The following is a 13441-nucleotide window of genomic DNA, read 5'->3' as shown; positions in this document are numbered from 1 at the left end:
GTCCCGATTGCAATAATTTTCGTGTGATCAGACTGACAGGATGAGCCGCAGGTTATATCTGGTCATGTTTCAGCCAGGGTACAGTCGCTGCAGATCGCCAAATTATTAACTTGCAATTCACTATCCTGACGAACTCGAAGCTCGTCACACCATTCAGGTTTAGCGCATCCCGGTCCTGCATGGCTTGTCACCACACTCAATTGTTTCGCAACCTTTCGACATTCTCCCAGTGTTAATCGTTAATTTTCGACGCGTCGTGCCAGTACTGATCCGGCCTCACGGTCGTGTAGCTGTTCCCACATCAGAATGCATTGATCGTCGCGTCGAACAATTTCTGGGCAACGGAAATCACTTTCATGTTGGCCTCGTAGACTTTTTGGGTCTCAACAACATTGATGGCTTCCTCATCCTTGTTGACCCCGGACAGTTCCTGCCACGCTTCTTCCGCTTGCCGACGGACATTGCTGGCCATCGCCAAGTTCGACTGGTTCTGCTGACTCTGCGCGCCAAGCTTGCCCACCAGCTGCACGTACGCGTCGCCCAGTGATGTCTCGCCAAAGCCCGGCAGGGCGATGCGCTTGGTGCGCTGTTCGATCAGCTTGAGCAGGTTGTCGCTGTTGCCGGGGGCTTTCGGGTCTCCGGAAAAGCCAAGTTCCTCCGGCTTCATTTCGTTGACCGTCAGGTGGCCCGTTGCCGGGTTGAAGGTGAAGAGCGCCTTGCCCGGCAAGCCGTCCATGCCGAAGCCTGCGGTGAACTGCTTGTTGAAACTTTCCGCAATGTCACCCGCCAGCGACCGGACGGCTTCCATCTGCGGCAGCAGCGTGTTCTTGGCAAAGGCCGACAAACCACCCAACATGCCCCCTACCTTGGGGCCGTCCAGCGGATACTGCGTGCCGTTCAACTCCAGCTTGAGCGAAAACGTGCCGTCGGCCAGCGTTTCCACGCTCATCTTGCCGACCTGGCGCCCCGTTACCAGGGGCGTACCGCCCGCGAGACTCACGTCGACGGTGCCGTCGGACTGACGTACGGTGCGGATATCGGCCAGCGCCGACAACTGGTCAATCGCCTGGTCACGCCGATCGATCAGCTCGGACGGCGCGCCGCCCGCTGCTTCCGCCTCTGCGACGAGGAGGTTCAGGTCGGCAACAGTGCGGGACAGGCCATTGATCTGCTCCGTCGTGGCGGCACTCTGCTGGCGCAGCGTGTCGAGCTGGCCGCGCATCATCTGCTGCAAGTTGTTGAAGCTCGTCGCCATGCCGCTGGCGGCCATCAGCACCTGCTGACGCAGCGCGGGGCTGGTCACTTCGGCGCTAACTGCATCGAGCGCGTCGAAAAATTTGTTCATCGAGAGTTTGACGCTACCGTCCTCCAGGCCCATCACACCCTCCAGTTGACGGAAGTACGATTGCGCCGCGCCGTATTGACAGGCGGGCCCTTGCGAGGCCCACTTCTGCTGCGTCTTGTAGTAATCGCCAAAACGGATCACCGAGCTCACATCGACGCCACCACCTATACGCGAACTCAACAGCACACCCTGGCGCGTATAGCCGACGGTCTGCAGGTTTGCTATGTTGCGTGCCGACATATCTATTGCCGCCCGTGCCGCAAGCGCGCCGGACAAGCCGATTTGGGTAATATTCATGATGATGTTCCAGTTTGCAATGAATAAAGCGGTGAATATGCCGATGCTTCAGTCTTTCGACGGCATCGCGTCGGGCGGCAGCATCTGCGCAACCAGCGTGTCGGCGATACCGAAGCCGCGCTGTTTCGCAATTGCATCGGCCACCGCGCGGTTCGCGTAGTCGAGCATCGCTTCGCTCGAACGGTCGGCGAGGCCGTCATCATTCTTGAGCTGGTCGGTCACCTTCTTCATTTCATTCAGCATCTGCGCGATGAAAAGGCCCTCGAACTTCACGGCAGCGTCTTCCACGCGCTTGCGGTAAGCCAAATCCGCCGGCTTGATCGCACCACTCCTGACCGTATCGTTCTGTGGGTGCAGCAGGTATCGGGGTTCAAGCGTCATAATCGAGTTCCTCGTCAGATCACCACCAGATCGCCCGTCAGCGCGCCGGCTTCGGACAGAGCTTGCAGGATCGCCATCAGGTCGTCTGGCGTGGCACCGGTGCGGGTGATCGTGTCGACGATCGCTTGCAGGCTTGCGCCCGACGTCCACTGAAAAGCATTGCCGCCCGCCTGCGTCACCCCGATCTCGCTAACGGGTGCGGCCACCGTGCTGCCGTTGGCGAACGCGTTCGGCTGGCTAACCATCGTGCCTTCGGCAATCGTGACCTTCAGCGAACCGTGCGAGACAACCGCCGGTTTGACCGTCACACCCTGACTGATAACGACCGTGCCGGTGCGTGAGTTAAAGACGACGCGCGGAGGCTCTGCGCCCTGACTCACCTTCAACGCGTTCAGGCGAGCCACGAAGGCCACACGCTGGCTCGGCACCTGCGGGGCGACCACGTCCACCGAGGTGGCATCCACCGTGCTGGCGACGTCGCCGCCGAGTACCTTGTTGATGGCGTCGGCGATACTGGATGCGGTCTGGAAATCCGGGCGCTTGAGGTTCAAGCGCACGGTAGGCGTGTCACCGAAATCGGTGGCAATCTCGCGCTCGATCGTCGCGCCCTTCGGAATTCGACCTGTGGTGGCCGTGTTGATGGTGACGCTGGTGCCGCTGCGCCCTTGCACATTCAGCCCCGGAATGACCAGATTGCCCTGCGACAGCGCATAGACCTCGCCGTCAGCCGCACGCAGCGGCGTCATCAGCAGCGTGCCGCCGCGCAGGCTCTTCGCGTCGCCGAGCGACGAAACGGTCACGTCCACTTTCTGGCCGCGGCGATAGCCCGGCGGGAAGGTCGCGCTCACCATCACGGCGGCCGCGTTGCGCGAACGCAAATTGACATTTTCCGGCAGTCGCGTGCCGAACTGCTTGAGCATGTTCGTCAGCGATTGCGCGGTGTACTTGGCCTGGGTGCCGTCGCCCGATCCGGCAAGACCGACGACAACGCCGTAGCCGACCAGCGCGTTCTCGCGCACACCTTCCACATCGACCAGGTTGCCGACGGTCTGAGCGTGCGCTTCAATGGCGCCGCACAACGCGATGCCCATGACGATGGCCAGAGCAGTGGCACAGCTTGTTAGTCGGGTCGGTTTCATCGTGTCATCCAGTGGTCCAGTGGGCATTGCCCGGGTTCGATCCATTCATCGTCGCTGGATCAGAACGGCATCCAGGGGCTGTTGAAAAATCGGGTCAACAAGCCGGGCTGGTTGGCGTCCGCCAGCGATCCACGGCCCGCGTACGTGATGCGCGCATTCGCCACACGTTGCGACGACACGCGATTGTTCGAATCGATGTCGGCAGCACGCACGTAACCCGCCAGGCGCAGGTTCTCCTCGCCCTGGTTAAGCACGAGGCGCTTCTCTCCGCGCACTTGCAGCAGGCCGTTAGGCATCACGCGCTGCACCACCACCGTCACCGAGCCGCGCAGCGTATTTTGCTGCGAGCTGGAGCCCGAACCGTTGAAACCGCTCTTCGTGCCGAGCTCGGCTTCGACCGGCAGCGCCTTACCGAACAGCGACGGCTTCTTGGCGCTGAGGCTGCTGTCCTTGCCGACCTGCGTGCCGCTCTTCTTGCTGGCCTGGGTGGACTCCTCGAGCTCCACTGTCAATACATCGCCGGCGCGGAAAGCGCGCGCGTCCGAGGTGAGCGACCACGCCTGATCGGGCACCAGCACACCGCCCGCCGTGCCGCGACGGATATCGAAGGCGGTATCGGGCATGTTGTCGTCGAAGTCCGGCAGCGAACGATCGAACGGCCCGGTCGCGCAACCAGCCAGCAAGGCCAGTGCACCGCACGCGGCGAAGCAGCGGGCGGCCTTCATCAACGAGCGGCCTGTGACAGGTCCTGCATCATGTTGTTGCCGGCCGACAGCACCTTGGTGATCATCTCGTAGGTGCGCTGGGCTGCGATCATCTCGACCATTTCCTCCACGGCCAGCACGTTGGAGCCTTCCAGCGCACCTTGCTTGAGCGTGCCGATACCGTTCTGGCCGGGCTCGCCTTCGGTTGGTGCGCCGCTGGCGATGGTTTCGGCATACAGGTTGTCGCCCAGGGCCAGCAGGCCAGCCGGGTTCACGAACTGCGCAAGCTGAAGCTGACCGACTTCGGCCGGCGTCGTACCCGCCCCCGTGGTGACAGACACCATGCCGTTCTCGCCGATAGTGATGCCGGTCGTCTCGGGGGGAATATCAATACCCGGCACGAGAGGCAGGCCCTGTGCATTGGTCAGGCGGCCCTGGTCGTTCAGGCGCAACTGGCCGGCGCGCGTGTAGCCCACTTCGCCGTTCGGCATCTCTACCTGCAGGAAGCCGTTGCCGACAATGGCCACGTCAAGCGTCTGGCTGGTCTCTTGCAGCGCACCGTTGGTGAACACCTTTTGCGTGCCGGCAATGCGCGTGCCGTTGCCGAGCTGCACACCCGGATCGGTGGAGTTGTCCGACATCTGAGCGCCTGGCTGGCGCTCCACGCGGTAAAACAGGTCTTCGAACACGGCGCGATCACGCTTGAAGCCGACCGTGTTGACATTGGCGAGGTTGTTGGCAATCGCCTGCAGCTTCGCGTCCTGAGCCTGAATGCCCGTCTTGCTGATCCACATTGCGTGATTCATGGTTGCCTTTTAGCGTTGGTTGATTCGTTTCGCGGCGATGCGCCCGAGCGCTTACCCGCGGATGAGCCGGTTGCCCGCGTCGGCTATTTCATCGGCCACTTTGTAAAGCTTCATCTGCATCTCGAACGAGCGCGTGAGCGACATTGTCTGCATCATTTCCTCGACAGCCGATACATTGCTGGTTTCCAAATGCCCGCCCTTGACGGTCACGCTGTCGTCGGCCTCGTATTTGGCACGGGTGCGCGAGACAATCAGGCCCTGTTCGTCCTTCATCAGGTCGGCTGGCTCAGGGTTCACCAGCAGTAGGCGCCCCACGTCCTGTACGCCCTTCTCGCCCGGGATCACGACGGAGATCGTGCCGTCCGCGCCGATCGTCAGCGCGTCGTGCTCGGGCAGCACGATCGCCCGTCCCTCCCCCAGCACGGCGCGTCCGTTCAGCGTGAGCGCGCCGTCGCCGTCGAGCTTGAGCGCGCCGGCCCGCGTGTACGCCACGCCTTGGCCGGTTTCCACCGCCAGATAACCAGCGCCTTCGATGGCCACGTCCAGCGTACGCCCCGTTTCACTCACCTTGCCCGGCGCTTGGTTCACGTACGTGGACTTGAGCGTCGCCTGGTAACGCGAGTCGTAGCCGTACCCCCTGGCCGCCTCGCTCGTCACGCGGGTCAGATCAGCTCGAAAGCCGCTGGTCTGCGCGTTGGCGAGGTTGTTGGCTCGGACGTTGAGTGCGCGCAGCGAATGCTCGGCGCCCGTCATGGCGGTGTAGAGGAAGTTGTCCATCGCGTTACAGCGCCTGCATCAACGTGCGCATCATTTCGTTTTCGGTCGACAGCACCTTCGAGTTGGCTTGGTAGTTCTGCTGTGCGCCCATCAGGCTCACGAGCTCCGCGGTCATGTCGACATTCGATTGCTCGACCGCGCGCACGGTCAGCTTGCCGGCCATGCCGGCGCCCGGCGTGCCGAGCAGCGGCTCGCCCGTGGCGGCACTGGCCTGCCAACCGGAGCCGTCCACCGGCACCAGGCCGTTTTCGTTCTGGAACGTCGCGATGGCCAGCTGACCAGCCGACAACTTCTTGCCGTTGCTGTACTGCACCTCAATCGAACCGTTCTCGGCCAGCGACACGCCGGTCACGGTGCCGGCCTTGTAGCCATCTACGCGATTCTTGGCGGTCGTCTGGACGCCGCCGGACATCGTCGTACCGGCATAGCTGATCGCAATCGACATCGGTGCGGCGTCAGTCGGCGTGCCGAGGTCAAGTTGAACGGTGCCAGTCGGCTTGACCATCTTGCCGTTGACGTCGAAGCTCAGGTCCGCGGGCTCGCCAACTTCCTTGCCGCCCATCACGTAATGGACCTGCATATTGTTGCCCGCGCCCTTTACGAAATACTGCGTGACGGTGTGCTCGCGACCGAGCGAATCCGTCACAATGGCGGCCGACACGCCGTTGAACGAGTTCGAATCGTCCTTATTGAATGGCGAGACCTTCGGCACCGGCCAGTCGGCGGACATATTGCCGACGTATTCCAGCGAGCTGCTCGCCTGTGCGGGAATCGAGCCCGTGGGCACCGTCAGGCTGCCCAGCGCGCCGTCAACGCCATAACCCTGCACGGCGCGGCCCATGAAATCGATCACGCTGCCATTCTTATCGGTATAGAACACACCGGCGCGCGAATACACCATCGAGCCATCGGTGTCGCGAGAGATGAAGAAGCCCTTTCCTGAGATCGCGGCGTCCATGCCGCGACCGGTCGAGGAGACGTTGCCGCTGACGTCCATCGACTGCGAAGTCGAGCCGATCGACACGCCCGACGGCATCGCGTTGATGTAGCTCGACGCAAAGTTGGCGCGGCCCGACTTGAAGCCCAGCGTGCTGCCGTTCGCGATGTTATTGCTGATCTGGTTGAGCTGGCCGTTGACGGCATTGATGCCGGCGAGAGCAATGTTGAAACTCATGACTGGAACCTCTTCGAAATGGGGAGAGTCTGGGGAGGAGCGGTTTCGGGTGGCATACCTTGTCGGTTTGAGCGCCCGAGAAAACGAGTGATATCGGTGGCCGCCACATCACCGATGCCGGCAATCGCCAGGATCACGCCACCGTCCGCGCCCAGGCGCACGCTTTGCATCTCACCGGTGAGTTCGACGGCGGGCTTCTCGCCGGAGTCCGCGACCACGCGCAACTTGTAATTGCCGGGCGGCAGGCCATGCGCCGCAGGATCGATGTTGAAATCGACGTCACCTGCCTGCTGCGCGCCAAGCGAAACCCGGTGCTCAGCGCCGTCCCGGTCGGTCAGAATCACATCGACCTCCGACGAGGAGGATTCGAGTTTGAAGCCCCCTTTGACCACGGCATCGTCCAACTCGACCCTATCGGCACGCACGCGCACCTGCGATCCGACTTGCGAGCCGAGCGTCACGACCAGCATGCTTTCCTGCGTCCTGGCGGTGGCGGCGCTCAGGTCAGCCAGCGTCTGCATCGCTTCCACTTGGCTCATCTGCGCAAACTGCGTCACGAACTGGTTGGCTTCCATCGGCGCCAGCGGATCCTGGTTCTTGACCTGCGCGATCAATAACCTGGTGAACATATCGGACACGCTACCACCGCCGTTACCTGCGGCCGGCGGGACGCCCGCGACACCTACGCCCGAGCCGTTGCTGATGTTGTTCTGGACATCCATCGCGTTCAGCCCTCGCCCATGCGCAGCAAGTCGTGCTGCATGCTCTTGATGCGCGTAAGCACCTCGACGTTGGTGGAAAAAGCGCGCGACGCGGCCATCATGTCGGTCACTTCCTCGACGGCGCTCACGTTGGAGTAAAACACCATGCCGTTTTCATCGGCCAGCGGATGGCCCGGCTCGTGGCGAGCGGTCAGCGGGTCGTCGGTGGCAATCACGTCCAGCACCTGCACACGCGCACCGCCGTTCTGGAACACAGAAGCGAATACCGGCTTGCGCGCACGGTACGCGGTTTCCTCGGTGCCGGAAGTACCTGCGTTCGCAAGGTTGCTCGCGATGGTGTTGAGCCGCACGGTTTGCGCGAACATCGCCGAACCAGCGATCTGCGAAATGTCTTTGAAGCTCATCAGACGTTCCCCGTGATGGCGGCCTTCAGGCCCTTGATCTTCATGTTGACGAACGTCAGGCTGGCCTGGAAATCTGCCGCGTTTTGCGAGAATGCCGCTTGCTCCACACCCAGTTCGACGGTGTTACCGTCTTGCGACGGGCTGCTCGGCACTCGGTACTTCGGCTCCTCACCTTCGAACTGCAGCGACGCCTCGAATGCATCGTTGGCAAGCGCGTTGCCAAGACTCACGCGAAAGTCCAGATCGCGCGCCTGATAGCCTGGCGTCGATTCGTTGGCCAGGTTTGATGCAAGGAGCCCAGTGCGTTCGGCACGCACTTTCAGCGCCGCCGAATGTACGCCAAGTGCTTGTTCGAGATTCAGTCCCATTGTGGCTGCTTGCCTCCGGAAAGTGCTACACGGTAGCGGTTAAGTCATGGACTGGGCGGAGGTTACGGGCGGGCAAACGTAACGGCGAAGAGTTTGTACAGAACTTGAACGCGAAGGGCCTTGCGTTCGCTACGGACACGCCGCCCCTATAATCGAGCGGTCATCCATTCAAGAAAAAGGACGCCATGCTCCCGACCGACTTCTCCAAGCAGCTGATCGCGCATTTGGCGCTGACAGTCGTAGCCGCGGGGCTGGCGATGCCGATGGCGGCATTGGCACAGGCGCCCGTACCCACCGCGGCGCGGGGAGGTGATCCGGCCGCCCAGCAGGTGAAAGAAGCGGCACAAGCGTGGCTCGCGCGCTATGTTGCCGATCACGCATTGACCGCGCCACGGACCTCCGTTGCGGTTACCCCCCCGCGCCGGATCGCCCCGGCGTGCGACGAGCCCTACGATATTGTCGCGACCGACACCAAGGCGCTGACGCGCATGCGCTTTTCGGTGCGCTGCAGGGGCGAATCGCGTGCGACGGTCTATCTGGTGAAAGCTCGCATCGACACGCCAATGCTGGTGGCGGCAACAGCGCTGGCGCCCGGCCAGACGCTCGGCGAAGCGGATTTCAGGCGAGATGTCCGTGACTTCGCGCTCACGCCCGATGCACTGACCGATCCCGCCACCGCTGTCGGCCGCATGCTGCGACGCGCGGTCAAGGCCGGCCAGGTGATTCATGCACGGATGCTCAAGGGTGTGGAAGCTATCCGCCGTGGTCAGGCGGTACAAATTGAGGCGAATACGGGACCGGTACACGTGTCCGTGCCGGGTACGGCCATGCAGAACGGCGCCATCGACGATGTGATCCGCGTGAAGAACGCGAGCACCGGCAAGGTGATCACCGCGCGGGTGACAGGCACCGGCACCGTCGAGCCGGTCGGCACGAAGAAATAGCATGACCGCCGGAGCGTCAGCGAGCCATCCCCTTGACCTGCCCGACCGTCTCCACGAGCTTGGTCACGTAGGCAGGATCGGTCGCGTAGCCGCCACGTTTGAGCACGCTGGCAAATGCGCGGGCGTCGTCGCCAACGTTGCGTACACCGACATAGCGCGGCGAATCGCGCAGCAGCTTGGCGTAATCGTGAAACGCGCCGTCATAGCTCCGATACGCCCGGAAGTGGTCGACCATCTTCACGGCCGAACCATTCAGATACTCGGTGGTGGCGGAAGACACTGATGCCCCCGTCCAACCGCCAGTAGCCTTGATACCGAACAAGTTATGCGTGGTCTCGCCACTCGCGTTCTTCAGTGGTTTGCTGCCCCAGCCGGATTCCAGCGCCGCGTGCGCGGCTATCAGCTCCGGTGCCGCGCCGATCATCGCGCCCGCACGACGGGCGTACGGCATGATCTCGGCCAGAAATGCCTGTCGATCGGAATCGGCCGTGCCCGGCACCGTCGCGCCTACGCCGCTCGGCGCACCGCGCTCGACTTTCGCAGCCTCGGCAGCTTCCGCACGGGCGCGCATTACGTTGGCCCACGTCACCGCCTGCGACGACAGCTGCGACTCGACAGAGCGTTCGAAGCCGTTGCGAATCTTGCCACCGATGTCCCGGTTGAGCGACGCGTACAACGACCCGAAGCCCGCTACCGGCGTACCGGCAGGTGCAACGGGGGCGGGAGACCCGGCAACCGTACCCGGCGTGGCAGGCGCGAATGAGACGTTAGGCCGGAACATAGGTGTGACGCTCTCCATGGATCAGGCGCCACATCGCTTCATACTGCGCAACCAGCAGGCCACTGTTGCGCCGAGTGAGGGTACGGCATCGCGCCGCCAGCGCCTTTACTTCCGCACAGCAATCAACGAACAACGCGCGTTGCTTGGCGTGTCTGTCGCCAGCCAGCAGACGCCGGCCAAGCGCCAGCACCGCGCCCGGAGCCTCACCGAGCCGCTCGATGCGGTAGCGACGGCGCAGATCAATCGCATCGACCTCAGCCGCAATCGCCCCGGCGAGCGTGCCGAGCTTGGCGGCATCGAGCCGCAGCGCCGCGGCGAACTGATCTTCCAGCAGTTGTACGAGCTTGCGGTAGCCGACGCCGTCGGCGACGACATCCACGAGTAATTGCTGGAGGGAACTCTTGCCCGTCATTCACAACCTCCGTGATACCGTTGAATCATGTCCGCGAGCTTGCCCGCATCGACCCGGATGTCGCCAGCAGCCAGCGCGGCGCGAACGCGGGCCACACGGGCCACATCGATTTCCGGCGTGTCGTCCAGCACAGCGCGCGCGGCATCCAGCACCAGGCGATCTCGAGTCTTTTCACCCACCGCCTCAACCGAGGCCATGGCTACCTTACGCGGCGTACCGTCGGCACGCTGGGCATTTTCCGCCCCATTGATTGTGGCGTGTCCCACCAAATTAGCGATTCGCATGATGTCACCCTACGGCCCAAGCGGCCCTGAAGATTGATTTGTCTGCCCCTCCCCCTTCAGAACGAACGGGCCGAAAGATCTGTTAAGTCTTTTTTTTGTCGAGCACGACGTCGAACTGCGAGCCGACCCGGCTCGCGTCCGGCTCGCCGGCCGATGTGGCGTTGACGCCCTCCGTCAAGGGCACTACGTGCTCGGGCGGGCCGAACATGGCCTGGAGCGCGCGCGCGCGCTCCGGCGTCAGCACCAGGAACTCAATGCGCCGATTGATGGCGGCGCGCGGATCGTTCGCCAGCGGCGCCTGGTCGGCCATGCCGACCACCTCCAGCACTTGCCCGGACGCCATGCCGCCTTCCAGCAGCGATCGTCGCGCGGACATCGCACGGTCCACCGACAGATCCCAGTTCGAGCGCGAGCCGAAGCCCAAGGGACGATACGGCACCGAATCGGTGTGACCGATTACAACAAGGGAATTGCCCACCGTGCCCATGAGCGCGCCCAGCTTGGTCAACATCGGCCGAAACGGTTCGGAAGGTACCGCGCCGCCGCTGACGAACACGCCGCGCTCATCGGTATCGTGCAGCATGATCCGCAGCCCCATTGGCGTAACGATCGCTTGAAGGTTTTCAAGCAACCCGGCTTCCTCGCCGAGCGTTCGCACACGCTCGGCCAGCGCGTGCAGCGCTTCCCGGGTGTCCACGATCGACGGGGCGTGCTTCGCGTCGTCGCCCCCCTTGTCGGTGGCGCTCAGCATCACGCTGTCCGGTAACACCGCGGCATTCAGCACCGGCGGAGCGCCATTCATCACGTCCGAATCGTCGTCGTACAGCACATTGTCGACCATCGCATTAAGGCGCGCTGCCTCTTCATCGCGGGCACTCAGCGCCCACAACAACAGGAACAGGCACATCAGCGCAAGGCAGAAATCGGCAAACGCGACTTTCCAGCTACCACCGTCATCGCCGTCGTAACCGCGCCGGGCAGCGCGCTTGACGATCAGGTCGACCGGAGCGTTGCGGCGTCCGCCTCGCGTGGCTGGATTGGCCGTCGCCAGCGCGGCGGGTGCCACTTCGGCCGTGACGGGTATGCGAGGAATGTCGATGCTCATGCACGCCCCTCGCCCAACTCGCCAATCCAGCCTTCGAGCTGCGCGAAGCTCGGCTTGTTGGTGAGTTGCATCAGACGACGGCCGGCGTCGATGGCCAACAGCGGCGGCTTGCCGGCCGCAAAGGCCACCAGCATCACTTTCACGCATTCCATTTCTGACATCTCGGCCTTCATTACCTGCTTGATCAGGTTCGACAGCGGGTCCAGCACGCCATAACAGAAGAAGATGCCGATGAAGGTGCCGATCATGGCGGCGGCAACATTCTCGGCCAACTCGGCCGCGCTGGCGCCTTCGCCGAGCCTGCCCATAGCCATCACCACGCCCAGCACGGCGGCCACGATGCCAAAGCCCGGCATGGCGTCCGAAATCTTCTTGAGCGAGCGCGACGGCTGCTCCGTGTCTTCGTGAATGGCGTCCAGCTCCTGCTCGAGCACGCTTTCCAGTTCGTGCGGGCTGACCTTACCCATCGCCATCAAGCGAAGGTTGTCGACAATGAAGGCGAGCAGCTTGGGATCCTGCAGCACCAGCGGATAACGCTGGAACAAAGGGCTTTCGTATGGATTTTCGACGTGGTTGTCGAGCGCCTTGAGATCCCGGCCGATGTTCAGCAGTTCATACATCACCAGCAGTTGCTGGCGCTGGAATTCCTTGTTGGCCGTACGCTTGCGCCTGGTCATGACCTTGCGCAGTTGCTTGCCCATCTCAACCAGTACGTGGCTCGGATTGCCGAGCACCAGTGCGCCAACGGCGGCACCGACGATCATCAGCAACTCGACCGGCTGCCAGAGCTTGCCGAAATCGCCGCCCATGAATATGAACCCACCGAATACGCAGGCAAGCACGATGAAAATGCCGAATATCTGTTGCATGATTCCTTCCCGACTCAGGCGCCGCGTGGTTGGAGCGGCGCGCGATTCTTCTATGTCAATGCTGAACGAGGTGCTTGCGCATCTTGGCCAGGGCGTTCTTGTTGATCTGGCAGACTCGGGCCCGTGTCAGGCCCAGCACCGCTCCGATCTCCGCCTGGTTCAAATCGAACTCGTAATAGAGCTGGATAATCTGCTGCTCTCGCGCGTCGAGCACGCCCAGCGCCTGCTCAAGCGAGCGGCGCTGCATGGCCTGGTGTTCGATGCCGTCGTCGCAGCCACGCTCGTACCGATCCGAACCCTCTTCCAGCAACGCGTCAAAGCTAACGAACGCCTGTGCACAGTCATCCAGTTGCAACTGGTCGTATTCGTCGTGATCGATTCCCAGTGCATCGCACACTTCTTCCTTAGTGGGCTCGCGACGCAGTTCCCGACGCAACGAGCGCTCGGTGCTGCGCAGGCGGTGCGCGCCCTGGCGCGCGGAGCGCGGGCGCCAGTCCTGGCGGCGCAGTTCGTCGAGAATCGCGCCGCGCACACGCACCAGTGCGAAATACTCGAACTCGTCGTCCGGCTCACCGTAGCGGCGCAGCGCTTCGAGCAGTCCCATCAGCCCGAGTTGCTCGAGGTCGTCGGCCTCCAGCACTCCGCCCGCGTGCGAACCGAGCTTGCGCACAGTGCGCTTCACCAGTGGCGCGTACTGCACCACCCAGCGCGCCTCATCGGCGGCAGACATTGCCCGGTGTTCGCGCTGTACGCTTTGGTATTCGGTGTAAGTCATTGCAGTCATCGTATTCGGTCCATCATGACCTTCGTTACCATCGCCTTGTTAAAGGGCATGCGGTCGGCGCAGCCATACATGTGCTCGTATCCGTAGTTGCTCAACACTTCCAGCATCGAGCGCAGCCGCGTGTCGCCCTCGGTGCCGTGCATTT

The 13441-nt window shown here is 62.8% G+C and carries 18 protein-coding genes; 1 reads left to right on the top strand and 17 read right to left on the bottom strand.

Going from position 1 to position 13441, the window contains the following annotated elements:
* Positions 1–301: 301 nt before the first annotated feature.
* Genes flgK through flgB form a run of 10 tightly spaced genes read right to left on the bottom strand, consistent with a single transcriptional unit; the run spans position 302 to position 8117 of the window.
* Complete coding sequence (flgK, locus tag GD429_RS31630; protein WP_152863030.1) at positions 302–1642, bottom strand: flagellar hook-associated protein FlgK; 1341 nt, start codon at positions 1640–1642, stop codon at positions 302–304.
* Between the two features lie 48 nt (positions 1643–1690).
* Positions 1691–2023: a hypothetical protein gene (locus GD429_RS31625; RefSeq protein WP_152863028.1), complete on the bottom strand. Its 333-nt coding sequence runs from the start codon at positions 2021–2023 to the stop codon at positions 1691–1693.
* A gap of 14 nt (positions 2024–2037) precedes the next feature.
* Positions 2038–3162, bottom strand: a complete 1125-nt coding sequence (locus GD429_RS31620; RefSeq protein ID WP_193727249.1) for a flagellar basal body P-ring protein FlgI — start codon at positions 3160–3162, stop codon at positions 2038–2040.
* A 59-nt stretch (positions 3163–3221) separates the two neighbouring features.
* Complete coding sequence (gene flgH / locus GD429_RS31615; RefSeq protein ID WP_152863026.1) at positions 3222–3887, bottom strand: flagellar basal body L-ring protein FlgH; 666 nt, start codon at positions 3885–3887, stop codon at positions 3222–3224.
* Positions 3887–4672: a flagellar basal-body rod protein FlgG gene (gene flgG, locus GD429_RS31610; protein WP_193727248.1), complete on the bottom strand. Its 786-nt coding sequence runs from the start codon at positions 4670–4672 to the stop codon at positions 3887–3889. Before flgG ends, flgH begins: the two co-directional genes overlap by 1 nt.
* Positions 4673–4723: 51 nt before the next feature.
* Positions 4724–5449 carry a flagellar basal body rod protein FlgF gene (locus tag GD429_RS31605; protein WP_152863022.1) on the bottom strand — a complete coding sequence of 242 codons (726 nt, stop codon included), beginning with the start codon at positions 5447–5449 and terminating at the stop codon, positions 4724–4726.
* Between the two features lie 4 nt (positions 5450–5453).
* Complete coding sequence (locus GD429_RS31600) at positions 5454–6623, bottom strand: flagellar hook-basal body complex protein (RefSeq protein ID WP_152863020.1); 1170 nt, start codon at positions 6621–6623, stop codon at positions 5454–5456.
* On the bottom strand, positions 6620–7345 hold the full coding sequence (locus tag GD429_RS31595; RefSeq protein ID WP_152863018.1) for a flagellar hook capping FlgD N-terminal domain-containing protein: 726 nt from the start codon (positions 7343–7345) through the stop codon (positions 6620–6622). The genes GD429_RS31600 and GD429_RS31595 overlap by 4 nt, the downstream gene beginning before the upstream one ends.
* A gap of 5 nt (positions 7346–7350) precedes the next feature.
* On the bottom strand, positions 7351–7749 hold the full coding sequence (gene flgC, locus GD429_RS31590) for a flagellar basal body rod protein FlgC (protein ID WP_152863016.1): 399 nt from the start codon (positions 7747–7749) through the stop codon (positions 7351–7353).
* The gene (flgB, locus tag GD429_RS31585) at positions 7749–8117 is read right to left on the bottom strand and encodes a flagellar basal body rod protein FlgB (RefSeq protein ID WP_152863014.1); all 369 of its coding nucleotides are present in this window, start codon (positions 8115–8117) and stop codon (positions 7749–7751) included. The genes flgC and flgB overlap by 1 nt, the downstream gene beginning before the upstream one ends.
* 185 nt (positions 8118–8302) lie before the next feature.
* Between flgB and flgA the strand changes: the two genes are divergently transcribed.
* Positions 8303–9061, top strand: a complete 759-nt coding sequence (gene flgA / locus GD429_RS31580; RefSeq protein ID WP_152863012.1) for a flagellar basal body P-ring formation chaperone FlgA — start codon at positions 8303–8305, stop codon at positions 9059–9061.
* 16 nt (positions 9062–9077) lie between these two features.
* Here flgA and GD429_RS31575 read toward each other — a convergent pair whose 3' ends face one another.
* The 7 genes from GD429_RS31575 to GD429_RS40740 form a co-directional block, all read right to left on the bottom strand.
* Positions 9078–9737, bottom strand: a complete 660-nt coding sequence (locus GD429_RS31575; RefSeq protein WP_227791799.1) for a glucosaminidase domain-containing protein — start codon at positions 9735–9737, stop codon at positions 9078–9080.
* Between the two features lie 91 nt (positions 9738–9828).
* Positions 9829–10254 carry a hypothetical protein gene (locus GD429_RS31570; protein WP_152863010.1) on the bottom strand — a complete coding sequence of 142 codons (426 nt, stop codon included), beginning with the start codon at positions 10252–10254 and terminating at the stop codon, positions 9829–9831.
* Positions 10251–10538, bottom strand: a complete 288-nt coding sequence (locus tag GD429_RS31565) for a flagellar biosynthesis anti-sigma factor FlgM (protein ID WP_152863008.1) — start codon at positions 10536–10538, stop codon at positions 10251–10253. The genes GD429_RS31570 and GD429_RS31565 overlap by 4 nt, the downstream gene beginning before the upstream one ends.
* A gap of 82 nt (positions 10539–10620) precedes the next feature.
* On the bottom strand, positions 10621–11643 hold the full coding sequence (locus tag GD429_RS31560) for a flagellar motor protein MotB (protein WP_152863006.1): 1023 nt from the start codon (positions 11641–11643) through the stop codon (positions 10621–10623).
* Positions 11640–12512 (bottom strand): flagellar motor stator protein MotA, encoded by an 873-nt coding sequence (motA, locus tag GD429_RS31555; protein WP_152863004.1) that lies wholly within the window; start codon positions 12510–12512, stop codon positions 11640–11642. The genes GD429_RS31560 and motA overlap by 4 nt, the downstream gene beginning before the upstream one ends.
* Before the next feature lie 55 nt (positions 12513–12567).
* Positions 12568–13287, bottom strand: coding sequence for a FliA/WhiG family RNA polymerase sigma factor (locus GD429_RS31550; RefSeq protein WP_227791798.1), 720 nt, complete (start codon positions 13285–13287; stop codon positions 12568–12570).
* 5 nt (positions 13288–13292) lie between these two features.
* Positions 13293–13439: a hypothetical protein gene (locus GD429_RS40740; protein ID WP_193727247.1), complete on the bottom strand. Its 147-nt coding sequence runs from the start codon at positions 13437–13439 to the stop codon at positions 13293–13295.
* Positions 13440–13441: the final 2 nt, after the last annotated feature.

This window comes from Burkholderia sp. BE17, from assembly GCF_009362305.1.
Lineage (GTDB): Bacteria > Pseudomonadota > Gammaproteobacteria > Burkholderiales > Burkholderiaceae > Burkholderia > Burkholderia pyrrocinia_C.
This window is presented reverse-complemented; position numbering and strand designations above follow the sequence as displayed.